This is a genomic window from Haloarcula terrestris, assembly GCF_031624315.1.
Lineage (GTDB): Archaea > Halobacteriota > Halobacteria > Halobacteriales > Haloarculaceae > Haloarcula > Haloarcula terrestris.
On the sequence record NZ_JAMQOM010000010.1, the window covers coordinates 59,803 to 81,029 of the forward strand.

A 21,227-nucleotide genomic window follows, 5' to 3' on the forward strand; every position below is an offset into this window, starting at 1 on the left:
GGGTACTCGATTCTACCGGTGAAAACAGTACTGCGGGCTTACAGCGCGCTGTCAGCGAAGCCGCCGTCGACGGTCAGCACTTCGCCGGTTACGTACGATGAGGCGTCGCTGCCCAGGAACACCGCGGCCCCGACGATCTCCTCGCGTTCGGCGACGCGGCCGGCCAGCGCTCGCTCGTCGATCTTCGCCCGTTTTTCGGTTCCTTCGGCGTAGGTCTCCTTGTTCTGTGGTGTGATGACGAAGCCGGGCGCGATGGCGTTGGCGCGGATACCCGGTGCTAACTCCTTCGCAGAGGCGCGAGTGAACGACTCGACGCCGCCCTTGGCCGCAGCGTAGGCCGGCAGGTCGGCCATCGACAGGCGAGCAGCCATCGATGAGATGTTGATGATCGAGCCGTCCTCGTCCATCGCGGGGGCCAGTTCCTGCGTGACGCGGCGGACGCCGTCGAGGGCCACGTCGGTGACGAAGTCCCAGTCATCGTCGCTGATGTCGAGGATCCGCTCACGGGAGATAGCGCCCTGCGAGGCGACCACGATGTCTATGCCGCCGAACGCGTCGACGGCCGTTTCGCGGAGCCGTTCAAGCGAGTCGGCGTCCGTCACGTCACAGGTGACGCGGGCGGTGTTCCCGCCGCGTTCCTCGATAGCGTCGGCGGTCTCGTTGACTGCGTCCTCGCTCCGGCTCGTGGCGATCACGTCCGCGCCCTCGGCGGCAAAGCCCAGCGCGATAGCCTGCCCGATCCCGCTCGTCCCACCGACGACGATGGCCCGTTTGTCACTAACTGTTACCGGCGTGTGTTCGTAGGCAACCATACCCGAACCTCGACGCTCGCCCACATTACGCTTTTGGGATCGTGCGGCGAAATCCCATAGAATTATACGGACCGGTGACGACTCTCCGCATATGCGGGGATTAGCTAAAGTTAGTCGTACCAGCGGCGCAATGGAGTTCATCGACCGAAGCCGGCCGGAGCCGGCCGCCGACGAGGCACTCGTCGAGATCGACTACGCCGGGCTGTGTGGCAGTGATGCGGGGATCTACGAGTTCGAGTCCGCCTTCGAGCGCATGGAGCTCCCGACGGTCATCGGCCACGAGTACGCCGGCCGTGTCATCGAGACCGGTGACAACGTCACAAAGTTCGCTGTCGGCGACCGTGTCGTCGAGCGCCCGATCCGGGGCTGTGGCGACTGCTACCAGTGCGAGATCGGGTCGGCGAACGTCTGCCAGGATGCGGTGATCACCGGCGTCGACCATGACGGCGCGTACAAACAGTTCATCACGGTGCCTGAGCGGGCGCTGCATCCGGTCCCGGATTCTGTCCCACAGCAACACGCCGCCGTCGTGGAGCCGACGAGCATCGGCGCGCGGGCGGTCATCGAGAACTCCCGGGTCTCTCCCGGCGACCGCGTGCTGGTCGAGGGTCCCGGTCCAATCGGACAGCTGACCGCACAGATCGCCGCCGCACAGGGCGGCACAGTGACGGTGTCGGGCGTCGGCCCGGACGCCAACTATCGGCTGCCGCTGGCCGAGGACCTGGGCTTCGAGACGATCAACGTCGCCGAAGACGACTTCGAGGCCCGCCGTGACGAACAGACGGACGGCATCGGCTACGACGTGGTCTTCGACACGACCGGCCATCCGTCGGGGCTGCCCTCGGCCGTCGACGCGGTCCGGAAGGGCGGGCAGATCGTCCTCGTCGGCCAGACCGGCGAGACGACGATGGAGTACTCACCGCTGGTCCGTTCCGAGATCGACCTGCAGTGTTCCTACGCGTCGATGTACGAGGACTTCGAGCGCGCACTCAGGCTCATCGACAGCGGCGACGTGGACTGTGAGACGTTCATTGACGACCGATTCTCCCTCGAAGACGCCGACGAAGCGTTCGAGTCGTTCATCGGCGGTGAGACCTGCAAGCCGGTGTTCGACGTGTCGCAAGTCTGGGAGTGAAACCGGTATCCCTGGCAGTGCGGGGAGGATAAACCACGGACTACACGTTCCACATTGTGGAATAGTTGTTTGGGGCCTGACTGTCCAAACAGTGCTTTGCAGTCGTAGCGTTCGGCCCGGAGGACTGGATTTCCGGTCAGTTGAGTCTCATCCACGACACCAGCCACCCGATTTTGTTCCGAATGGGGGCAATCTTGTTCACTATATCTGAACACAGGTCATACGCTGACATGGCACTGTTTGGGATCATGCGCCCACAGCAGTGAGTGTCGAAGCCCCAAGAATCCAGGCTGGTCACTGCTGCATCGCGCGAAGAAGTATATAGAACAGAATCTAGCAATATATTTTCGGCGAGGAAGCCACTGGTCTGTCCCAGATGATTGAACAACTGTTTAATAGGAGGGCGTGCCATGTCGGGGTATGGCAAAGACCGCCCAGAACCCAGTCAAGTCGGTCGAAACGACGTTCAAGGTGCTGGACGCGCTGAAAGACCTCGACGGTGCCGGTGTCACCGAGTTGGCCCAGCACCTCGATATTCCGAAAAGTACGGTTCACAACTATCTGAGTACGCTGGAACAGGAAGAGTACATTGTCAACAGGGACGGGGTGTACGAGGTGGGACTCCAGTTTCTGGAACTGGGGGCATATGCTCGTCACCGGGAGAAACTGTTCAAAATCGCGAAGCCGGAGGTCGACAGGCTGGCGTCAGAGACCGGCGAACTCGCAAACATCCTCGTTGAGGAGCACGGGCGCGGGTCGTACCTGTATCGGGCCCGCGGTGACAAGGCGGTGCAGGTCAAGGCCCACGTTGGCACCCGCGTCCCCCTCCACACGACAGCGCTGGGAAAGACGGTCCTCGCGCACATGTCGACCGAACAGGTCGACGCCATCATCGACCGGCACGGACTCGGCGGCGAGGCCAGCAAGTCGATCAGTACCCGCGAGGAACTGGAAGCGGAACTGGCCGACGTTCGTGAGCGAGGTGTCGCCTTCGACGACGAGGAGCGCCTTGAAGGCCTCCGCTGTGTCGCTGCACCGGTGCTTAACCACGACAACGAGGTTATCGGCGCGATCAGCGTTTCGGGGCCGACGAACCGGTTCCGCGGCGACCGCTTCCGCGAGGAACTCCCGCAGAAAGTTCTGGAAGTCGCAAACGTCATCGAGCTGAACGTCACCTATTCGTAACAGCGCGTTCAGAATTGCTGAACATTGTTGCGGTCTTGTGGCATACAGTCGAGTTCTCGGCTTTGCGACAGTAGCGGCCGTGAATTGGGTGTGTACTGCTACTGGGGGTGTTCGGTGTTAGCGCGTAATTTCACGGTAACTGTATTCGCATGACCGTATCGATGTGATTCGACGCTACCTGCCGTGTAAACTGTGCGTAATTGAAGGGGTCAACGCTAACTCGGCCCCAGATCAGACGTTCATTATTGATGAACGTGATCTAGCGCCGTTTTGCTGTTCTTGAGGCGTCGTTCCCCTGATTGTCCAACGATTTCAACGGGAGTTCATTCAGAATAACGATTGTACGGTTGTTTGATTCACTGGGAACCAGTATAATATCGATAGTTGGATCTATCGATGCCGAAAATAATGTGTCGCACCGGCAGGAACGCAGAAAAGACAGCATAACCCAGTGAGTGGATATGCAAAGCCTAGAGAGAAGAGCATTGATGGAAATATAGATCTACTTCTACCGTATCTAAGACGATAAACTAGTATTTAGAGTCTATTTCAGGATAATTGATTGCGAGATGCGTCCGTACCGCCGAAGGATTCAGGAGTCGACGATAGCTACGGGTCGATACAGTTGTTCGCAACAGATAGCAGCGATGTGGGCACCGGTTACGCGAGGAACTGGACGCCGAGAGCCAGCAGGAACAGGACCACGACGCCGACCGATGACAGTTCGAGCCACCGGGACCGCACGTCGGCGGACCTGATACTCGCGACGAACAGCGTGCCGACGATACCCACCAGTACGACCAGCCCTAGGTACACCGCGTTCAGTGCTGATGCCATGGTATATCATTACACAGCCCGACAGTAAACGTTAGTGGTCGGAGGATTCGCGCCACAACGGTAATGTGACCCTGTCTCATAGTCAGGGGCATGCGCCTCGAACTGCGAATCTGTAAACACTGCTATGAGGGGGATCACGGCAACGCCGAGAAGACTGCCGTGACACAGGATATGGTCGCCTGTGCCGAACAGGTCCGCGAGTACAAGGACCTCATTGGACTCGACGCGCTCTATATCACCAGAGTCGAGGAGGGCGATCCCGGCGGTGCGGAGGCACTGGACGTTATCGTCGCCAGCATTCAGGGCGATCAGGTCGCCCTTTCGGATACGCAGCTTGTCATGGAGGACGGCGACGGTAACATGCTCGTCTACCCGGAGCCCAAAGACATCCTCAAGGTGTTGACGCGGAACCTGAACCAGATTCAGGAGCAGACCCGGCAGGATGTCGATGTCGAGCTATCACCGGAAGGACAGGCACTGATCGCGTAGTCACACGGCAAAAAACGGCGTTCAGTCGGTTCAGTTCTCGGCGTCGTCCGATTCGGGCTGGCCGCCGTCAGTCTGGGGTTCGCCCCCGTCGGCCGCCGCCGTCGGTTCCCGGTCTTCCTCTAACTGCTGTTCCCAGCGGATGCGCAGGACGTTCCCGTACATCGACAGCACGAGACCGACGCCCAGCACGACCATCCCCAGGTTGATGCCGACGGTCAGCAGGATGCTCGATGGCCCGCCACCGATTGCGAGCTCACGCGGCACCGGATACCCCTCGTCGAAGATGCTCCCGATGAGCACTGAGACGATGCCGATGACGGTCATCGCGCCGAAGATGGTCGAGACGGTCCGCCACGACGGCGACAGCGAGAGCCGTTCGATACCCGTCGTATCTGGCTCCTCGTCGTCGTCGCCGTGGTGTTCCGGCACCATGCTGCGGGGGATGAACGCCTTCGTCTCGACGGGGTAGAAGGCGGGGTGCATCCCGTGCTCGAAGATGTGGAACATGACCCCCATCAGCATGATGACGCCCAGCAGGCCGTGGAACGTGACGAAGGCCATCGCAGCGGCCTTGGTCTGGAACATCGCGGCGAGCCCGGTCTTGCTCCAGATGAGCAGCCCCGAGATCGCAAGCAGGGTCAGCTCGATGGAGAAGATCGCCACGACGCCCTTGCCGATGTAGGACAGCAGCGGCACTTCGTCGGCCTTGTAGCCGGCGAACTGCCGCGCGCTCGGGTGGCGCTCATCGGCCCGGCCCAGCACGAACTGGATATCCTGGATGAACGCGTCGATGTCGGCTTTCGCGGGGAGGATCTCCGAGAAGTTGCTCCGACCGGTCGAGGAGATCACCTGCAGAGTGACCCAGAAGACGACCAGCGCGACCAGCCCGATGCCGGTGATGCGGTGGATCGCCGTCACACCCGAGGCCCCGCCCATCAGCGTCAGCATCCACCACAGTTCGTCGTTGAACATGATGGCGTAGCCGGTGAAAAACAGCAGGAACACGTCCAGTCCCAGCAGCGAGTGGAACAGGGTCGTCACGCGGGTGAACTTCCCGTGGTCTAAGTTGCTCATGCGCTATCACCCCCCTGTCCGTCGCCGCCGGCCGGCGACCCGCCGTCGGCCGCGACGGCTTCGCTGACATCCTCGCCCGGATCACGCATCTGGCCGGCGAGGCGCTGGAACGCCGCCCAGTGGATGAACACCATCACGAGAATGAACGCGCCCATGATCACGTCGGCCGCGTGGATGAGCGCGATGAGGAAATCCAGTGCGGGGATCGTGTTGCCGAACACCCAGTCCGCGCCGATGCCGCCGCCTTCGACGCTCGGGTTGACACGGTACAGCGACTCGTAACCGATTCGAAAGCCCTGTGCCCAGAACAGCGACAGCCCTGCGACCACGAGGCCAACGACCGCGCTGATGAGCACCGAGACGCGACTGTACCCGTTTACGTCCGGTAAGTCGTCCCTGTCTGTCATTGGAACTCACTGGCGTCCTCGCCAAAGATGATGTCCATGGCCACGTCGTTGAAGAACGTGCCGCTGTCCCTGTTGTCCAGTTCGTCCGAGATTTGGGCGGGCGTCCCGACCAGGATAGCATCGGTGGCACACTCCTCGGCACAGGCCGGTCCCTTGCCGACATCCTGGCGTTCCTCGCACATGGTACACTTGTCCATGTTGCCACCGCTACCGACCAGGTTGGCGACCCCTTCGTCCTCGCTCGGGAACTGCGGCGCGCCGAAGGGACACGCCGAGAGGCAGTACTGACAGCCGATACAGAGGTCGTCACGGACCCGCACGAAGCCGTTCTCCTTCGAGATGAGCGAGTCGGTCGGACACACCGACACACACGGCGCGTTCGAGCAGTGATAACACTGCATCGGCACCGCGGTCTCACCGGGTGACTCACCCTGCTCTATCGCTTTGCCGCTGCTGGCGTTGAGCCCGGACGCGGCTTCCTGGCCTTCGAGCATCGTCGCGATGCTGATTCGCTGTTCGTCGCGTGGAACGTCCCACGTTCGTTTACAGGAGACGACACAACCACCACAGTCGATGCACGCTTCGACATCCGGGAAGATCCGCGCGTCCTCGCCGGTACTCATCACGCCGTCGTGCATCACTTCGTTGCCTGTTGACATGCTAGTTCACCTCATTGTACCGTCGAGTTGTCGCGGACATCGAAGTCCTTCTGTGTCCCAATGTCCTGTTCGTCCTGCGGGAACGTGATATCGAGATCCACGTCGATGTTGTACTGCTCTAGTACCTCCGGCGTCGCCGGGTTGACCGCGACCATCGACACCTTCGTCTCCTGCATCTGGGTCTCTACGTCGTACCCGCGGGACGTGATGGCGTTGGCCGAGTCCCCGATGGCGTACGGCACGTGGCCGTCGGGATAGCTGTCCTCCAGGCTCTCGCCTTTGAACACGCCGCCCCAGTGGTACGGGAGGAACACTTCGCGGTCGTTGGGCCGGTCCGTGACCCGTGCCTTGACAAGCACGGAGCCGCGGTCCGTCGAGGAGATGACGATGAGGTCGCCGCCGTCAACGCCGAGTTCCTCCGCCCGGGTCGGTGAGATCTCCGCGTACATGTGCGGTTGCAGGTCGGCGGTGTGGATGTTGTTCCGCGTCTCCGCTCCGCCGCCCTGATGCTCGACCTGCCGCCCGCTGGTCATTATCGTATCCAGGTCCGGCCCCTCGTCCTGGTTGTGGATGATGTCCGTCGCCTGCCGTTGCTCTTCGAGGTTGTTCTGGTCGAGCCGGTAGAAGTTCCGCTGCTGGCCGTTGGCCGGCCACTCGTTCAGCAGTTCCGTATCCGGCCCCTCGATGGGTTCGCGGTGGACCGGCACCTTGTCGAGGAAGCTCCAGACGACGGCTCGCGCCCGGCCGCGCCCGGTCGGTGCGTCGGGCTGGCTGTAGTCGTACTCCTCGTAGAACTCGGGGTCGACCCCCTCGCCGATCATCGTCGTCAGGTACTCGTCGAACACCGCGCTCCCGGTATCAGGATTGTTCAATGCCTGTGCGGCGGTGTACACCGATTCCTGATTATCGAGCGCGTACTGCTGCGGGATGGTGAGTTCGTCCGGCTGGACCTCCTGTTCGGGGTCGATGAGGCTCTGTGGCGGTGTCACCTTCCAGCCCGGATACTCCGGGATGCCGTGGATCATGCCGTCCTCGGCCGTGTCGTCGTCGTCGGCCCAGTCGGGGTTGTACGGCGCACGCGTCAGGTCCAGGGCCTCCTCCTGGCTCTCGTAGCGGTCGCCGACAGCGTCCAGGGTCTCCTGCATGGGGTAGTCGTCGTCGGTCGGCATCTCGTCCCAGTCTTCCGGGGTGGGTGCCGAGACGCCCCAACGGGTCCGGAAGTCCTGCCCCCCGTTGTTGGGATCCAAGTCGTCGTTCCAGATGATGGGCGTACCCGGATGGTCCTCGCCCCAGCAGGGCCAGGGGAGCATCCAGTACTCGCCCGCGACAGGCGTCCCTTCGGCCCCCTTGAGATCCTCGTTGGAGAACGCCCAGTCGTACTCCAGGTGTTGCTGGAGCCGTTCGGGGGTCTGTCGGTAGCCGATTGTGTTGGTCCCGAGGTTGAACTCCCGGACGACGCCCTCGTAGCTCGACTTGCCGTTGTACAGCTCCGAGCCAGCGCCCCAGTCGAAGTGTTCGCCAAAGCCCAGATAGCCGGCCAGTTCCTGCATGATCTGGAGGTCCGGCTTGGAGTTGTGGGCCGGCGAGCGGACCGGTTCGGACCACTGCACCGACCGGTTCGTGTTGGTCAGCGAGCGGTGGTGTTCGTACTGACTGGATGCTGGCAACAGCAACACTGGCGGCCCCTCCTCGTAGTTTGGCAGCACACTGGCGACCGAGGGGAACACGTCGATGACCACCAGCAGGTCGAGGTTCTCCATCCCCTCTTTCATCTGCTCCATCTCGCTGATGGAGTTCGCCGAGTGGCCCCAGAAGACGGCGATCTTCGTCTGGTCGGGCTGGTAGATCGGCGTCTCCTGATACCGGTCTTCCTGATCGAGGGCCGACTCGAACCAGCGGGCCACCGTCAGCCCGTTCTGGAACATCATCGAGTTCTCCGCCGGGTTCTCCGGGCCGTGGTCGCTGTTTGGCGGCAGCGAGTCGATGTCCTCGCTCCCCTCGTAGTTCGGGCTCTGGCGGACGTACTTGTCCGGCGGCATCAGCTCGAACTTGTCGTACATGTCGGCGAACGACGTGGAGCCGCTGGTCTCCGGTGTCTTGTCCCAGATTTCGGCCCACCACGACCACCCGCCGGCCGTGAGGCCGTAGTAGCCCGGCAGGATGTGGCTTGCGACGGCGAGGTCGGTCGCTCCCTGAACGTTCGCGTGGCCGCGCATGACCTGTAAGCCGCCGCCGCTCCGGGCCGCGCTCCCGGAGGCGAGACTCGCCATCGCGTACGAACGGATGTTCTGGGTCCCGTTGTTGTGCTGGGTCCCGCCCATCGCCCACTCGATCTGGATGTGGGGCCGGGCCTCGTCGATCATATCGGCGATGCGCTCGATGTCCTCGGCGGACACCCAGGTTATCTCCTCGACGGTTTCCTTGTCGTATTCGTCCAGTTCGGCGTCGACATCCTCCCAGCCCTGGACGCGGTCGGTGAGCATGTTCTGCCCGCTGTCGTCCGCGTCGGGGTCCATCGCGAGCCCGTGCTTGTCGCGGAGCTCTTTGATGATACCCATCATCAGGGCCACGTCGGTCCCCGGACGGAACCGCATGAACTCGTCGGCGTGGGCCGATGTTTTCGTGAACCGCGGGTCCAGATTGAGGATGGTCCCGCCGCGTTTCTGGCCTTCGAGGATGTGCTGCATCGCAATCGGGTGTGCCTCGGCCGGGTTCTGCCCGATGATGATGTTCAGGTCGAAGTTCCGGTAGTCCTGAACGGTGTTCGTCATCGCGCCGTATCCCCAGGTGTTTGCCAGCCCCGTCACCGTCGTGGAGTGGCAAATCCGGGCCTGGTGGTCGATGTTGTTCGTGCCCATGAACCCCGCCAGCTTTCGGATGGCGTAGGCCTCCTCGTTGGAGTGGTGGGCGCTGCCGAGCAACATCACGCTCTCGCGGCTGTGCTCCGCGTCAACGTCGACGGCCTCGTTCGGCGATACGTCGGAGTCGGGCCACAGCGCCTGGATATCGGTCGACAGGCGGTCGTAAGCCTCGTTCCACCCCATCTTGCGCCACTCCCCGTCCTCCTGTATCATCGGGTGTTTGAGGCGCTTCTCGGAGTGTTCCGTCTCGTAGATACCGGCCCCCTTTGAACACAGCGACCCTGCATTTATTGGGTGTTCATGCCACGGCTCCATGCCGACGAAGGAGTTGCCCTCCTTCTCGCCACGGAAGCCACAGCCGACTGAACAGTAGTTACAGATCGTCTTGGTCAGTTCAGTGTCCGTGTCTGTGCCGTCCGTTTCGTCGCCGCTCTCCTGGAGTGCCTGACCGGCCCCGCTGACGCCAAGGGCGACGCCCCCCGCGAGGGCGCTCGCTTTCATAAACGAGCGCCGATCAAGGTCCAGTGAGACTGGGTCCTGTTGTGTACTCATGGTGAATGGTGCCCATCCATTACCGATGCTGTCCACAGTGGCCACGCAGTTTGGTCTGTCATTGTCTGTCTAGGCCTACCTCACATTCAGGGTCATACATGATAAAAGATGGTATATTTTACCATAAGAGATCCAGGAATTTTTTGTCGTGCCAAAATTTTGGGGGTTATATTCAGGAATAGATGTGTGAACCCTCCGCAAGGTCTATAACCGGGACAGGGTTTTGCATGATTAATGAACACGGGCGCCTTCGTGTGTTCCTGTGGTGGATCGTGTGACATCGACCTCGAAGCAGTTCGGGACGGGGTCGACGAGGTCGATGTCGTGGCCAGTTCCGAACTCCTCTGTCAGGACGGCCTGGCCGGGATGTCGAAGGTCATCGAGGAGTACGACCTCGATCAGGTCATCGCCACGACGCCCGAGCCGTCCTGTCAGGACCGCATCCGCGGGCTCGCCGACGAACACGACCTGCATCCCGAGGCGTCGGTGTTTGTCGACCACCGGGAAACCAACGCCTGGGTCCACGACGAGGCGGCGGCCACCGACAAGACGGCCCGCCTCATCAACGCCAAGGAGGCCGGCCTGCGCGAGGAAGCGCCGTCGCGGACGGTGTCGAAAGACGCGGGCAACCGTGTTGCCGTCGTGGGCGACCCCGGCGCGGCCCGGTCGCTGACCGACGACGCCGACGTGACGTTCATCGCCGACGGCCGGGACTTCGCCGACGTAGAGGGGCTGGGCGACGTGCGGATGGAACGGGGACGAGTCGTCGACATCGACGGGTCCTACGGCGAGTACGAACTCACCCTGGAGGCCCGGGTCACCGACGACTGCATCGACTGCATGGACTGTGTTCGAGAAGGGCCAGACGGGATGGTGACGGAGTTCCCCGTCGACATTCACCCCGACGCGCCCGACGGCGAGTGGACCGACACGTGTCCAACCGACGCCATCGACCTGAAGGGAGTCACCCGTACCGTCGAGGTCGACCAGGTCATCTATCCCGGCGGCCGCGACGACGCCCGCGGCGGCCGGCTCGGATTTTACACCGGACCAGTCGACGCCGGGACCATCGCCGCCGTCGAATCGCAACTGGGCGGCATCGAGAAGCCGCAGTTCCTCGACCTCGACATGGATGTCTGTGCCGCCGGTGCGTCGAGCCAGGAGGGGTGTACGGCCTGCGTGGACGCCTGTCCCCACGGCGCGGTCGACCGGCCGACCATCGACTCCGTCGAGTTCGACGAGGCGGCCTGCGAGAACTGCGGGGCCTGTACGAGTGCCTGTCCAACGGGCGCGACACAGCTCCGTGAATCCTCGAACCGACGGCTCGCGCGCGAAGTCGAGGCGATGCTGGAAGACGACGCGGATGAGGGTTTGCTCTCACGTGGCGACAGCGCAGGTATCGACACGCAGGTCATTGCGTTCGTCTGTTCGGAGTACGCGGCGGAACGGCTCCGCGCTCACGGGCGCAAAGCCGTCCGGTCGGGCGACCTCGACTACCCGCCGATTCTCCCGGTTCAGGTCAACTGCACGGACACGGTCGGCGAGGCCCACGTCATGCACGCGCTGGCGGCCGGCGCGGACGGCGTCGCCATCGTCGGCTGTGGCGGCTCCTGTCTCCACTCCGGCCCGGACCCCAAGCAGGACCTCGTCGACCGCCTCAATCAGGCGACGACCGACCTGGGCCTGGGCGACCGGGTGGGCTTTTTCGCGCCGGAGGCCGGCAACCCCGAGGCGTTCGTCGAATCGCTCTCGGGCTTCGTCGAGTTCGGGCTGGAAGAAACGCCGATTCCGGCCGGCGACTACGAGGCGACGGGCCGCAGCGACACTGACCGCGAGGAGCCCCGCCCCAACCCCGACTTCGACTCCCACGGCTGGACCTTAGAGAGCGTGCGGACCATTCTGGAACACGTCGAGCCGGAACGCGAGGTGATTCGTGGACTGAAGGACTTCGGCGTCATGGACGTGAACGATTCGTGTACGCTGACGCCGACCTGTACGAACCTCTGCCCGACCGACGCCATCCAGCGGACCGGCCAGGGCGAACTGGCGTTCAACCACGCGGACTGCGTGAACTGCGGCCTCTGTGAGGAAGGCTGTCCGGAGACGGCGATCACGATGCATGACGGGCTGGATCTCTCCTTGCTCCCCGAGAACCGCGACGGCGAGGCCTGGGTGACCGTCCACGAGGGCGACATGCTCGAATGCGTCCGCTGTGGCAAGCCGTTCACCAGCGTCGCCTCCGCCGACAAGATCGAGGAGGAGGTCGGCGACCAGGTCGAGGGGCTGGCCCCCGACGCCGACCACAGCGTCTTCGAGTACTGTAGCGACTGCCGGAGTCGTCTGCTGTTCGATCAGGGGGAGAAGCGATGAACGACGCGGCCGTCTACGAGGCCCGCCTGGAACTCGTGGATTTCGTCATCGACGTGTTCTGGGACGTGCCCGAGGAGGCGTTCGTCGAGCGGCTATTGAGTGGTGATATCCAACTGCCGGAGGACTCGATCAACGACCAGCTTGACGAGGGCTTCGAGATGCTTGCGGCGTGGATCGACGACAACGCCGACCGGCCGGTCTCGGACGTGCAGGTCGACCTCGAACGGGAGTACACGAACCTGCTCGTCGGCCCGCGACCGCCGGTGTTGCCCCACGAGACGAACTACCGCGAGGACACGGAGTTCATCGGCGAGGGGCTCGCCGAAGTCGAGGCCAGCTACGCGGCGGCGGGGTGGGCACCGCCGGAAGAATACCCCGAAGAGGAGGATTTCATCGCCGTCGAACTGGCGTTCCTGCGCTATCTCATCGAACGCCAGCGCGCCGGTGACGAGGAGACCGTCGGCTACGAGCGCGTGTTCATCGAGCAACACCTCAGCGAGTGGGTCGTCGACTTCACCGACGAGATGCGCGAGGAGGCCGACGACGGGCTGTTCCTGGCGGCGGCGCTCGTCTGTGAGGGGTTGGTCCGGTTCGAGGACGAAATCGTCGCTCAGATCGGGTAGCCGGACGGTTACCGGATGCGGAGCACGAGTCCCATGCAGGCGAGGAGGCCGACGACCATCAGCACTTTCACCGCCGGCAGCAGGACCGCCATCGTCTGCTCCATGAGAAAGAGCGACTGCCAGGAGTTGACCGACCGTGCGATGACTGCGACGGCTCCCGCGCCCGCGACCAGCACGCAGAGGAGCGTCACCGACGCCGCGGCGACGACGCCGAAGGGATTCGCGCGCAGTCGCTCACGCATCTGTGACCACCCGCCGACCGACGACGAGGACAACGAACAGTGGGACGAGGACGAGCAGCAGGCGGCTCACGAACAGGCCGATGTAGCTGATAGTCGATTGGAGATGGATCTCCCAGTGCCAGCTCCCCTTGAGTTCAGCGATGAGACCGATTGTGCCGACGACGAGCAGGCACAGCGCCAGGAGCGTGACGAGTGTGTAGACTAGCGCCCGGACGTACCCGAGCACCGTCGCGGCATCGAGTCGGGAGGTCGTCTGTTCGGTCGCCATCAGCTCCCCTCCCCGGCCCAGTGTTGCTGGTAGATGTCGTACGTGATGACGACGAGGACCACGATCCCGACACCGAGGACCGCTGCGCCCGTGTCGGGCGGAAACGGGAGGTCGAGCCCCGATTCCGTATGCATGACGATATTTAGCATGGGACGTGGTACGGACTGACAAGTAAAAAACCGTTGTGACCTGTTCTCCTGAGACAAAGTTTTTCCCCGCGTGGCCCTACCCTTGTCACAACATACCATGAAATCGCGACGCGGGCTGCTGCTTCGACTCTCCGCGTTCACTGGAGCAGCCGGCCTCAGCGGCTGTTCATCCCTGCTGGCCAAGCAAGCGGAGTCGCCGACCGGGAACCTCGACCCGAACCCACGGGCCGACGACCTCCCGATCCGCCAGCACGCCTGGAACGACCGCCTCCGACGTGACGGCGACGGCAACGAACTGCTGCCGCGTCACTTCCGGCTGTTCATGCTCGACCTCGACGTTTCGCCCTCGGATTCGGCCGCGGAGACGGTCGAACTGGCGATGCGAACGCTCGAAGACGCCTACGAGTTCAACAGCGACGGGCTCCTGCACATACTTGGCTGGGGGACGAGCTACTTCGACGCCCACGGCTCGCTCGACGCGTCACCGATACGCAGCCCGCGGGTCCTCTCCCGGACGGACGACCCCGACCTGCAGGCCTTCGACGCGATGCTTGTCCTCGCCAGCGACGTGCCCTCCCAGCTCGCGGCCGCCGAATCCGCGATGTTCGACACGCGGCCGACGCTTGCGGGCGCGGACGTGCAAGGCCGACTCGGGGACGTGTTCTCGGTCGCCGACCGCCGCGGGGGGTTCATCGGCGAGGGACTGCCGGCGGCCCACGCCGACGCCGAGGGCGTCCCCTCGACCATCCCCGAATCGGCCCCGATGTTCTCTGGGTTCTTTTCGGGCCGGTCGGGGAGCCAAGCCAGCGAGGACCGCATCACGATCTCTGACGGTCCCTACGCCGGCGGGACGACGATGCACCTCTCGCGAATCAACGAGGCCTTCGACAACTGGTGGGAGCTCGCCCAGTCCGAGCGCGTCCAGCGGATGTTCTCGGCAGAGTTCTCCCCGGAAGACATTGATAGGGGTGACCTCCCCTTCGCTGACATGGTCCGAGAACACGCCAGCGAAGACGGGCAGGTCGGCCACTGGGAGAAGGTCGCCCGCGCCCGCAAGGACGGGGAGCCGATCATCCTCCGCCGGGATTTCAACACGATTGACGGCGGCCAGGCCGGGATCCACTTCCTCTCGCTGCAGGCAAACCTCGGGGACTTCGAGGCGACCCGCGACGCGATGAACGGCTGGTGGCTCCGCGAGGAACACGAGGAGTTGCGCGACCGGCAGAACAACGGCCTACTGGAGTTTATCGAGGTCGTTTCGCGGGCGAACTTTTACGTCCCGCCGCGTGACAGACGGGCGTTCCCGAGCACGTAGCGGACGCTCGCCAAATCGGGAGTTCGGTCCGCAGAAACAGACTGTGCGCTTACTCTTCGTCGTCGTCCGCTGTCGTGTCGTTCTGGTTCACGTCACCCGGCCAGACGCCGTGGTCCCAGACTTCGAAGCCGTTGAACATCTCTGTCGCGCCCTTTGGGTTCCAGTGACTGTCTTCATGTGCCATTGTGAATCAACTATCGTGTGGTTTCGGCTTAAGCTTTGGTGCCGTCACTCCGACGGCGTCCCCGGCGGTTTCTGTTCGTCCGTGACCTCGTCGAGGAACGCGTTGGCGTAGAGATCGACGTGCATCTTCAGGACCGCGCTCTCGTCGATGCCACTCTCCTCGGCCTGCCGACGGAGCAACGCGGCCAGTTCCTCGGTCGGGTCGTACCGGATTTCGCGGCCGTCGACCTCGAACTTAACGTCGTGGGACTGGGAGACGAGGTGTTCGATCTCCAGCAGCGCCTGCTCGACTTTGGTCTCCATCGCCGCGTCGATGTCCTCTAACCGCCGGTCGGCCCACTCCTGGGCCGCCTCGTACAGGCGGTCGCTGACCTCGAAGGCGAGCGTCAAAACGACACCCCCTCGCCTTCGAACTCGGGCGTCCACAGCGTCGTTTCCTCACACACCGGACAGTTCTGTCGGCGCGGCTGCCCCTCGAACGCCGAGAGGTCGATCATCTGGCCGCATTCCTCGCAACTGTAGTATGTCATTCGTCGGATGGGGGCCAGGACTGGGGTGCCGGATCCGCTTCCGTAATCTCGGCGTACAGGACCACGAGCGTCCCGAGGACGATGGCCAACACGGCGATGCCGGCGAGACCGCCCAGCGCGTTCTGGCCGACGAACGACGCTGTTCCGGTACCGAACTCGATCGTCGACAGTACTTCGAACAGTGTCAGTAACAGCCAGACGAAGGCCCCCAGTACCACGAACGTGAGTATCTTCGACTGGTGGACTGCGGTTCGGAGTGTCATTGTCGTTCGTGTACAACAATGACTATCAAGCGTTATAAATATGCGGCGTTATTCCTCGGCGAGTTCCCAGTCGGCCTTTTCCGCGGCGTCGGCGAGCGGAATGAACTCCCAGCCCGTCCGTTCGGCGATTGGCTCGTCGCCCAGGCGGCCGACAAGGACCATCCGCTCGGCGAAAAACATCGAATGCTCGTCGATGTCGGCCAGCCGTTCGGCCGGCTCCTGGCCCGCGCCGCTGAAGAAATCGGCGTCGATGCCGTGGTCGCGCTGGAACTTGTTGATGACGAAGGCGTCGACATCGCCGACGATACCGACCCAGTCAGCCCACGCCCGTGCCTCCTGAAAGACCCGCTGTGGGTCGGCGAGCTGCCGGGCCGCGTCGTAGGTCACCGCCATCGTCATGTCGTCGATGCCGCCGCCGTGGGGACCGCTCGCTTCGACTGACTCCTCGCCGGCGGCGGGGTCCTCGGCGACGTTCGAGGCTGGGTCAGTGTCAGTCGCGGCTGCGCCGCCCGCGCCGCCGCTGTCTGTCGGGATGCCGACCGGCTTGTCCTTGTTCTCTCTGGGGACGTGCGGGACCGTCTGGCCCGCGGGGTCCGAATCCGCACTGTCCACATCGCCACCATCACTCCCAGCATCCGCATCACTGTTCGTTCCTTGGGACGCACCGGAACGCTCGGTCTCGGCCTCGCTGTCGGGGCGCACCGATGTGGTACCAGTTGCTCCGGGAGCAGGCTCGTCCTCGGGATCGCCCTCCCCGCTCCAGAACCAGTCGCCGTGGTTCGGCGTCTCCTCGTCGTCCTGTACGTCGAGTTCGTCGAGATCGATTTCGTCTGTCATTCTCCCAGTGTCGTGTCCGCTGGTCGTGTCGCCGCGTCGACGGCGTCCGCGAGGTCGAGTCGGTCGATAGTCTCGCGGGTGGGGCGGCCGTCGGCGTCCCAGCCGCGCTGGCTGTAGTAGGCGTCGAGCATCGCGTCGAAGGACTCCGCGTCGATCGCCGCGCCCGCGTTCGGCCCCGAATCGAGCGGTTCCTGCAGTTTCGCCGGGAGTTCGTCGTCGGCTCGGGAAACGCCCTCGCGGACGTTGAACAGGCGCGTCAGGTTCCACACCCGCTCTCCGACGGTGGCGAGGTCGCCGTCCACCTCCAGGCCGACGGCGTCCAGCCACTCCGCACCGAGGTCGTCGAAGGCGTCGCCGACGAAGTCATCGACGATGAGACCCCACAGCACCGAGCGCTGGTCCTGCTCGCGGATGACGGCCGCGGCCGCCCGCTCGGGGCTCCAGTCGCCGTCGAAGGCTTCCCGCTCGATAGTGAGCGCGCGCCGGTGACAGGCCCCGCGGTCGCTGGTCGCGTACGCCAGCGCCATACTCCTGGCCCCGCGGGGGTCGTACGCGGGCAGTTCCATGGCCTTGACCGTCGGCAGGAGGTCGTCCCCGCCCAGGCGGGCCGAGGCCGCGTCGACGCCGTCGGCCAGCGCGTCCCCGAGTGTCGTCTCCCGCACGACGATTTCGTCGAGGAGTGCCCGTGCGTCCTCGGCGCTCCCGTAGTCGAACGACTGTTCCAGCAGGCCGGCGTCGCTGGCCTTGATGGCCCACGCGACAGCGCTCCCGGCGCTGATGAGGTCGAGCCCCAGTCGGTTGCACGTCTCGCCCAGCGCCGCCACCGCGTCGAAGTCGTCGATGCCCAGTCCGGCCCCGAGGCTCATCGCCGTCGCCCCGCGCGGGACGGTTTCGCCGTCCTCCGTCTCGACGCGGAAGCCGCCGGGGCTGCCCTCGTCGTCGTACTCCCGGCCGGCGGCGAGTTTCTGGACGGCCTCGATACCGACGCTATCGGCCCCCTCGAACTGGCCGTCTTCCCAGCCCCGCGTCGAGAGCGCGCCGACCTCGTTGGCGAAATCGACCGTCTCGACGGTCCCGCTGGCGTGGAGCCACTGCCCGGTGTCGCCCTCGCGGTACCGCTCTGCGTACTGTTCCCGTAGCTCCGCGAGGTCCGTCGGCGGGTCGCCGCGCACGACGACGGCCTTCAGCCGCTTTGCGCCCATTACCGACCCGGCACCGCCACGGCCGGCGTGGTGTTCGCCGCCGTCGGAGGCAATAGTCGCGAACGCGACGCCCCGCTCACCGGCCGGACCGACGCAGGCCACCGCGGCGTCGGGGAACGCCGCTGCAGTCTCGGCCGTGTCCTGGCCCCACGTCTCGGTGGGCTCGACCGTCGCGTCGTCGTCCTCCACGACGAGTCTGACCGGCTCAGAGGCACGCCCGGTGACCAGAATCCCGATGTGGTCCTGCAACGCGCCGGCCAGCGTGTCCGGGAACGTCCCGCCCGCGTAGGAGTCGAGGAAGCCGCCGGTCAGCGGCGACTTCGTGACCGCGGCGTAGCGCGTCTCGCCGGGTAGGAGCCCAGAGACCGGTCCGAGCATGAACAGCAGGACGTTCTCGGGGCCCAGCGGGTCGGTGCCGGCGTCGAGTTCGTCGTACAGATACCGAGCGCCCAGGCCCTTGCCGCCCACGAACTGCCGACGCCACCGCTCCGGGACCGGACGGCTCTCGACCGACGCCGACGACAGGTCGACGTGGAGCATCCGATCCCGGTTGGCCAGTGTCATCACCACCCACTCCGCCGTCGGTCGACTAAAGGATTATCCCCATCATTCACCACGAAGCACCTTTCCGCCGGCCACGAGAAGTCGGGGTATGCGCGCAGGAGTCATCGTCGCGGGCGGTCGGTCGACGCGGTTCGGCGACAGCGACAAGGCCGTGGCGGAGCTTTCGGGGACGCCGATGATTCGCCGCGTCGCCGACCGACTGGGCCAGGTTGTCGACGAACTGGTGGTGAACTGCCGCGACGACCAGGTGGATGCCATCGACGCCGCGCTGTCGGGCCACGCGTTCGACCCGGCGTTCGCGCTAGACGAGGATCCCGACCAGGGACCGATGGCCGGCATCGCGACCGGGCTTGGAGCCGTCGAGGGGGAGTACGCCGCCGTGGTCGCCTGCGACATGCCCTTCGTCGACCCGGCGTTTATCAGCTACCTGTTCGAGCGGGCGGCGTCCCACGAGGCCGCAGTGCCGCGCCCGGACGAGTGGTTCCAGACGACACAGGCGGTGTACCACGCCGACGCGATGCGGGCAGCCTGCCGTCGAGCGCTGGAACGCGGCGAACACAAGGTTGTCGAGCCCATTTTCGACCTGGATTACGTCGTCGTCGAGCGCGAGGACGTGCTCGAACACACCTCGCTAGAGACCTTCGAGAACCTCAACACCCGCGAGGAGTTCGAGGCCGCGGCCGAGCGGTTTTGAATACCTGCGGCCGTTGTTACCCCGTTCTCAGACGACCGCCACTAGCGGGTCGTCGGCTCGCATTTCAGCGAGCACCACGCGCGGCACGTCAGCCCGGTCGTGAATGGCCTCGGCGACGGCCCGCGCGCTCGCTTCGAGGGCAGCGTCGTCGACCATGTTGAGCAGCGGAATCGTGGCCGCGTCGGCGGGCGCGTCTTTTAGTCCGCCGCGGTCGCTGGCGAGCACCGCGGCGACATCTTGCGGTCGGATCTCGTCCCCGGGGTCGAGTCCAGTGATCGCAGCCACCTCGTCGACCCGGTGGACGATGGCGTCGGTCAGGGGCTCGCCGACGACGTGGACGCTGGCGATGGGGACCACTGTCGATGCCGTCGAGGGTAGCTGTGGCTCGCGGTCGCTCGGCGCTTTGAACTCACGCATCCGCGCACCGTCGGCTTTCACCAGAATCGGGTGGTCAACGTCGGCGAGGTCGGCGACGGTTTCCGGGTCGTACCCGCGGTAGCGGTCGGGCCGCTCCTGTGCCGGGACGACGCCCAGTGGCCATGCAGACGCCCCGTCGATGGCTGTCCGCGGACTCTCCGTCACCACGACCTCCTCGACCCAGCCGTCGAAAATCGGGATCCGGACCGTCGCAGTGACAACGGCGCGGTCGAGGCGACGTGCGAGCGTCGCCATCGACGTTTTCTTGCCCCCAGCGCCGACGAAACAGGTCGTTCCCCGCCGCGCGTCCAGCGCGTCGACGATGTCCATACCGACTGAACGGTGGTGGTGAAATTAACCGTTGTCCCGTCGCGGGCGGCTTCGGGAACCGGCACAGTCACGCCATTTAAGAGGATGTACTGTGAATACTTGGCAAGGAAATGCTCGAAGACGACTTCGGTCGCGAGGTGTCCGGTGTCCGCATCTCCCTCACCGACCGGTGTAACTTCGACTGCGTCTACTGCCACAACGAGGGACTGGGCGACACACGGGGCCCGATGGAGGCACAGGACGACGAACTCACCGCCGACACCATCGTCGCGTTCCTCGAAGTCGCGGCCGAGTTCGGCGTGGACTCCGTGAAGTTCACCGGCGGGGAGCCGATGCTCCGAGAGGACTTGGAGGAAATCGTCCGGCGCGCCCCCGATGACATGGAGGTGTCGATGACGACCAACGGGACCTTCCTCCCCGGCCGCGCGCCGGATCTCGTCGACGCGGGCCTCGAACGGGTCAACGTTTCACAGGACGCGCTGGACAGCGAGGCCTTCGCCGAACTGACCCAGAGCGGAGCCTACGACCGCGTCCTCGAAGGCGTCGAGGCGGCGCTTGACGCCGGCCTCGCGCCGGTGAAGCTCAACATGGTCGTGTTCGAACCGACCGCGGGCTACGTCCCCAAGATGGTCGACCACGTCGCCGAGAACCCCGGTCTCCAGCTCCAGCTCATCGAGTACATGCCGGAGCTGGCCGGCCATCCGGAATGGGCCATCGACATCGACCGGGTGCACGACTGGCTCGAAGACCGCGCCGACAAGGTCGAACACCGGGAGATGCACGACCGCAAGCGCTACTGGATACACAGCAGCGAGTCGGCGGTCGAGAGTAGCGGCACGACCACCTCGCTGGCCGCGTCCGACGGCGGCGTGCGGACCGAGCCGGTCAACAACCAGAACAGCGGGATGGTCGAGATCGTCGACCCCGTCGGCAACGCGAACTTCTGTGCGAACTGCCACCGCGTGCGGCTCACCCACGACGGCTATCTCAAGGGCTGTCTGAACCGCAACGACGACCTGCGCGATATCGGCACCACGAAGGAGTCGATGCGCGCCGCGTTCCGCGAGACGGTCGACACTCGCGTCCCCTACTACGGCGAGTACATGGTCGAAACCGAGGACGGCGAGTGGGAGATCAACGACGACTACATCGACACCGACGGGGACCGTGCGCCCTACGAGTACTCCGAGTAGCGACCGCCGCGGGCAAACGCTCTTGCTGTTCCCTCG

General features: G+C 64.4%; 24 protein-coding genes. 8 read left to right on the forward strand and 16 right to left on the reverse strand.

Annotated features, from left to right (window positions below; translation table 11 throughout):
- Positions 1–38: 38 nt before the first annotated feature.
- Positions 39–812, reverse strand: coding sequence for an SDR family NAD(P)-dependent oxidoreductase (locus tag NDI54_RS17810; RefSeq protein WP_310897786.1), 774 nt, complete (start codon positions 810–812; stop codon positions 39–41).
- A gap of 91 nt (positions 813–903) precedes the next feature.
- On the opposite strand from NDI54_RS17810, the gene NDI54_RS17815 reads away from it, so the two are divergent.
- Positions 904–1,947: a zinc-dependent alcohol dehydrogenase gene (locus NDI54_RS17815; RefSeq protein WP_406600202.1), complete on the forward strand. Its 1,044-nt coding sequence runs from the start codon at positions 904–906 to the stop codon at positions 1,945–1,947.
- Between the two features lie 420 nt (positions 1,948–2,367).
- Positions 2,368–3,132, forward strand: a complete 765-nt coding sequence (locus NDI54_RS17820) for an IclR family transcriptional regulator (protein ID WP_310897788.1) — start codon at positions 2,368–2,370, stop codon at positions 3,130–3,132.
- A gap of 660 nt (positions 3,133–3,792) precedes the next feature.
- Here the strand turns inward: NDI54_RS17820 and NDI54_RS17825 are convergent.
- Positions 3,793–3,969 carry a hypothetical protein gene (locus NDI54_RS17825; protein WP_310897789.1) on the reverse strand — a complete coding sequence of 59 codons (177 nt, stop codon included), beginning with the start codon at positions 3,967–3,969 and terminating at the stop codon, positions 3,793–3,795.
- Positions 3,970–4,059: 90 nt separating this feature from the next.
- Here NDI54_RS17825 and NDI54_RS17830 point away from each other — a divergent pair, with 90 nt between their 5' ends.
- Positions 4,060–4,458 (forward strand): hypothetical protein, encoded by a 399-nt coding sequence (locus NDI54_RS17830; protein WP_137684263.1) that lies wholly within the window; start codon positions 4,060–4,062, stop codon positions 4,456–4,458.
- Between the two features lie 30 nt (positions 4,459–4,488).
- On the opposite strand, the gene NDI54_RS17835 is transcribed toward NDI54_RS17830, so the two are convergent.
- From NDI54_RS17835 to NDI54_RS17850, 4 genes are read right to left on the reverse strand one after another with little or no spacing between them, the layout of a single operon-like run.
- Positions 4,489–5,532, reverse strand: coding sequence for a cytochrome b/b6 domain-containing protein (locus tag NDI54_RS17835; RefSeq protein ID WP_310897790.1), 1,044 nt, complete (start codon positions 5,530–5,532; stop codon positions 4,489–4,491).
- Positions 5,529–5,939, reverse strand: coding sequence for a hypothetical protein (locus NDI54_RS17840; protein ID WP_310897791.1), 411 nt, complete (start codon positions 5,937–5,939; stop codon positions 5,529–5,531). Before NDI54_RS17840 ends, NDI54_RS17835 begins: the two co-directional genes overlap by 4 nt.
- Positions 5,936–6,598, reverse strand: coding sequence for a 4Fe-4S dicluster domain-containing protein (locus NDI54_RS17845; protein ID WP_310897792.1), 663 nt, complete (start codon positions 6,596–6,598; stop codon positions 5,936–5,938). Before NDI54_RS17845 ends, NDI54_RS17840 begins: the two co-directional genes overlap by 4 nt.
- Positions 6,599–6,609: 11 nt before the next feature.
- Positions 6,610–10,011: a formate dehydrogenase subunit alpha gene (locus tag NDI54_RS17850; RefSeq protein WP_310897793.1), complete on the reverse strand. Its 3,402-nt coding sequence runs from the start codon at positions 10,009–10,011 to the stop codon at positions 6,610–6,612.
- Positions 10,012–10,245: 234 nt separating this feature from the next.
- On the opposite strand from NDI54_RS17850, the gene NDI54_RS17855 reads away from it, so the two are divergent.
- Together NDI54_RS17855 and NDI54_RS17860 are read left to right on the forward strand one after the other, a co-directional pair.
- Entirely contained in the window at positions 10,246–12,381 is a 2,136-nt protein-coding gene (locus tag NDI54_RS17855) for a 4Fe-4S dicluster domain-containing protein (protein ID WP_310897794.1), read from the forward strand.
- On the forward strand, positions 12,378–13,004 hold the full coding sequence (locus tag NDI54_RS17860) for a TorD/DmsD family molecular chaperone (protein WP_310897795.1): 627 nt from the start codon (positions 12,378–12,380) through the stop codon (positions 13,002–13,004). The genes NDI54_RS17855 and NDI54_RS17860 overlap by 4 nt, the downstream gene beginning before the upstream one ends.
- 8 nt (positions 13,005–13,012) lie before the next feature.
- Here the strand turns inward: NDI54_RS17860 and NDI54_RS17865 are convergent, their stop codons facing one another.
- From NDI54_RS17865 to NDI54_RS17875, 3 genes are read right to left on the reverse strand one after another with little or no spacing between them, the layout of a single operon-like run.
- The gene (locus NDI54_RS17865) at positions 13,013–13,246 is read right to left on the reverse strand and encodes a hypothetical protein (protein ID WP_310897796.1); all 234 of its coding nucleotides are present in this window, start codon (positions 13,244–13,246) and stop codon (positions 13,013–13,015) included.
- Positions 13,239–13,514 carry a hypothetical protein gene (locus tag NDI54_RS17870; protein ID WP_310897797.1) on the reverse strand — a complete coding sequence of 92 codons (276 nt, stop codon included), beginning with the start codon at positions 13,512–13,514 and terminating at the stop codon, positions 13,239–13,241. Before NDI54_RS17870 ends, NDI54_RS17865 begins: the two co-directional genes overlap by 8 nt.
- Positions 13,514–13,663, reverse strand: a complete 150-nt coding sequence (locus tag NDI54_RS17875; protein ID WP_310897798.1) for a hypothetical protein — start codon at positions 13,661–13,663, stop codon at positions 13,514–13,516. Before NDI54_RS17875 ends, NDI54_RS17870 begins: the two co-directional genes overlap by 1 nt.
- A gap of 97 nt (positions 13,664–13,760) precedes the next feature.
- Here NDI54_RS17875 and NDI54_RS17880 point away from each other — a divergent pair, with 97 nt between their 5' ends.
- Positions 13,761–14,978, forward strand: coding sequence for a DUF7405 family protein (locus tag NDI54_RS17880; RefSeq protein ID WP_310897799.1), 1,218 nt, complete (start codon positions 13,761–13,763; stop codon positions 14,976–14,978).
- 49 nt (positions 14,979–15,027) lie between these two features.
- Here NDI54_RS17880 and NDI54_RS17885 read toward each other — a convergent pair whose 3' ends face one another.
- Genes NDI54_RS17885 through NDI54_RS17910 form a run of 6 tightly spaced genes read right to left on the reverse strand, consistent with a single transcriptional unit; the run spans position 15,028 to position 18,557 of the window.
- The gene (locus NDI54_RS17885; protein ID WP_310897800.1) at positions 15,028–15,162 is read right to left on the reverse strand and encodes a hypothetical protein; all 135 of its coding nucleotides are present in this window, start codon (positions 15,160–15,162) and stop codon (positions 15,028–15,030) included.
- 44 nt (positions 15,163–15,206) lie between these two features.
- Positions 15,207–15,551 carry a hypothetical protein gene (locus tag NDI54_RS17890; RefSeq protein ID WP_310897801.1) on the reverse strand — a complete coding sequence of 115 codons (345 nt, stop codon included), beginning with the start codon at positions 15,549–15,551 and terminating at the stop codon, positions 15,207–15,209.
- Entirely contained in the window at positions 15,548–15,691 is a 144-nt protein-coding gene (locus NDI54_RS17895) for a hypothetical protein (protein ID WP_004591875.1), read from the reverse strand. The genes NDI54_RS17890 and NDI54_RS17895 overlap by 4 nt, the downstream gene beginning before the upstream one ends.
- Positions 15,688–15,954, reverse strand: a complete 267-nt coding sequence (locus NDI54_RS17900) for a hypothetical protein (RefSeq protein ID WP_310897802.1) — start codon at positions 15,952–15,954, stop codon at positions 15,688–15,690. Before NDI54_RS17900 ends, NDI54_RS17895 begins: the two co-directional genes overlap by 4 nt.
- Before the next feature lie 48 nt (positions 15,955–16,002).
- Entirely contained in the window at positions 16,003–16,791 is a 789-nt protein-coding gene (locus NDI54_RS17905) for a DUF7124 domain-containing protein (protein ID WP_310897803.1), read from the reverse strand.
- Positions 16,788–18,557: an aldehyde ferredoxin oxidoreductase family protein gene (locus NDI54_RS17910; protein WP_406600203.1), complete on the reverse strand. Its 1,770-nt coding sequence runs from the start codon at positions 18,555–18,557 to the stop codon at positions 16,788–16,790. The genes NDI54_RS17905 and NDI54_RS17910 overlap by 4 nt, the downstream gene beginning before the upstream one ends.
- A gap of 88 nt (positions 18,558–18,645) precedes the next feature.
- Between NDI54_RS17910 and NDI54_RS17915 the strand changes: the two genes are divergently transcribed.
- Positions 18,646–19,251: a molybdenum cofactor guanylyltransferase gene (locus NDI54_RS17915; RefSeq protein ID WP_310897805.1), complete on the forward strand. Its 606-nt coding sequence runs from the start codon at positions 18,646–18,648 to the stop codon at positions 19,249–19,251.
- 27 nt (positions 19,252–19,278) lie between these two features.
- On the opposite strand, the gene yqeC is transcribed toward NDI54_RS17915, so the two are convergent.
- On the reverse strand, positions 19,279–19,998 hold the full coding sequence (gene yqeC, locus NDI54_RS17920) for a selenium cofactor biosynthesis protein YqeC (protein WP_310897806.1): 720 nt from the start codon (positions 19,996–19,998) through the stop codon (positions 19,279–19,281).
- A 110-nt stretch (positions 19,999–20,108) separates the two neighbouring features.
- Here yqeC and moaA point away from each other — a divergent pair, with 110 nt between their 5' ends.
- Positions 20,109–21,191 (forward strand): GTP 3',8-cyclase MoaA, encoded by a 1,083-nt coding sequence (gene moaA, locus NDI54_RS17925; RefSeq protein WP_310897807.1) that lies wholly within the window; start codon positions 20,109–20,111, stop codon positions 21,189–21,191.
- The last annotated feature ends 36 nt before the right edge of the window (positions 21,192–21,227 follow it).

Excerpts from the sequence above, each read along its gene's own strand:
- moaA (WP_310897807.1), top strand. The coding sequence starts at position 20,109 with ATGCTCGAAGACGACTTCGGTCGCGAGGTGTCCGGTGTCCGCATCTCC.
- NDI54_RS17865 (WP_310897796.1), bottom strand. The coding sequence starts at position 13,246 with ATGCGTGAGCGACTGCGCGCGAATCCCTTCGGCGTCGTCGCCGCGGCG.
- NDI54_RS17885 (WP_310897800.1), bottom strand. The coding sequence starts at position 15,162 with ATGGCACATGAAGACAGTCACTGGAACCCAAAGGGCGCGACAGAGATG.
- NDI54_RS17880 (WP_310897799.1), top strand. The coding sequence starts at position 13,761 with ATGAAATCGCGACGCGGGCTGCTGCTTCGACTCTCCGCGTTCACTGGA.
- NDI54_RS17840 (WP_310897791.1), bottom strand. The coding sequence starts at position 5,939 with ATGACAGACAGGGACGACTTACCGGACGTAAACGGGTACAGTCGCGTC.
- yqeC (WP_310897806.1), bottom strand. The coding sequence starts at position 19,998 with ATGGACATCGTCGACGCGCTGGACGCGCGGCGGGGAACGACCTGTTTC.
- NDI54_RS17835 (WP_310897790.1), bottom strand. The coding sequence starts at position 5,532 with ATGAGCAACTTAGACCACGGGAAGTTCACCCGCGTGACGACCCTGTTC.
- NDI54_RS17820 (WP_310897788.1), top strand. The coding sequence starts at position 2,368 with ATGGCAAAGACCGCCCAGAACCCAGTCAAGTCGGTCGAAACGACGTTC.
- NDI54_RS17910 (WP_406600203.1), bottom strand. The coding sequence starts at position 18,557 with ATGACACTGGCCAACCGGGATCGGATGCTCCACGTCGACCTGTCGTCG.
- NDI54_RS17900 (WP_310897802.1), bottom strand. The coding sequence starts at position 15,954 with ATGACACTCCGAACCGCAGTCCACCAGTCGAAGATACTCACGTTCGTG.
- NDI54_RS17915 (WP_310897805.1), top strand. The coding sequence starts at position 18,646 with ATGCGCGCAGGAGTCATCGTCGCGGGCGGTCGGTCGACGCGGTTCGGC.
- NDI54_RS17860 (WP_310897795.1), top strand. The coding sequence starts at position 12,378 with ATGAACGACGCGGCCGTCTACGAGGCCCGCCTGGAACTCGTGGATTTC.
- NDI54_RS17845 (WP_310897792.1), bottom strand. The coding sequence starts at position 6,598 with ATGTCAACAGGCAACGAAGTGATGCACGACGGCGTGATGAGTACCGGC.
- NDI54_RS17875 (WP_310897798.1), bottom strand. The coding sequence starts at position 13,663 with ATGCTAAATATCGTCATGCATACGGAATCGGGGCTCGACCTCCCGTTT.
- NDI54_RS17830 (WP_137684263.1), top strand. The coding sequence starts at position 4,060 with ATGCGCCTCGAACTGCGAATCTGTAAACACTGCTATGAGGGGGATCAC.
- NDI54_RS17825 (WP_310897789.1), bottom strand. The coding sequence starts at position 3,969 with ATGGCATCAGCACTGAACGCGGTGTACCTAGGGCTGGTCGTACTGGTG.
- NDI54_RS17810 (WP_310897786.1), bottom strand. The coding sequence starts at position 812 with ATGGTTGCCTACGAACACACGCCGGTAACAGTTAGTGACAAACGGGCC.
- NDI54_RS17850 (WP_310897793.1), bottom strand. The coding sequence starts at position 10,011 with ATGAGTACACAACAGGACCCAGTCTCACTGGACCTTGATCGGCGCTCG.
- NDI54_RS17905 (WP_310897803.1), bottom strand. The coding sequence starts at position 16,791 with ATGACAGACGAAATCGATCTCGACGAACTCGACGTACAGGACGACGAG.
- NDI54_RS17870 (WP_310897797.1), bottom strand. The coding sequence starts at position 13,514 with ATGGCGACCGAACAGACGACCTCCCGACTCGATGCCGCGACGGTGCTC.
- NDI54_RS17855 (WP_310897794.1), top strand. The coding sequence starts at position 10,246 with ATGAACACGGGCGCCTTCGTGTGTTCCTGTGGTGGATCGTGTGACATC.
- NDI54_RS17895 (WP_004591875.1), bottom strand. The coding sequence starts at position 15,691 with ATGACATACTACAGTTGCGAGGAATGCGGCCAGATGATCGACCTCTCG.
- NDI54_RS17815 (WP_406600202.1), top strand. The coding sequence starts at position 904 with ATGCGGGGATTAGCTAAAGTTAGTCGTACCAGCGGCGCAATGGAGTTC.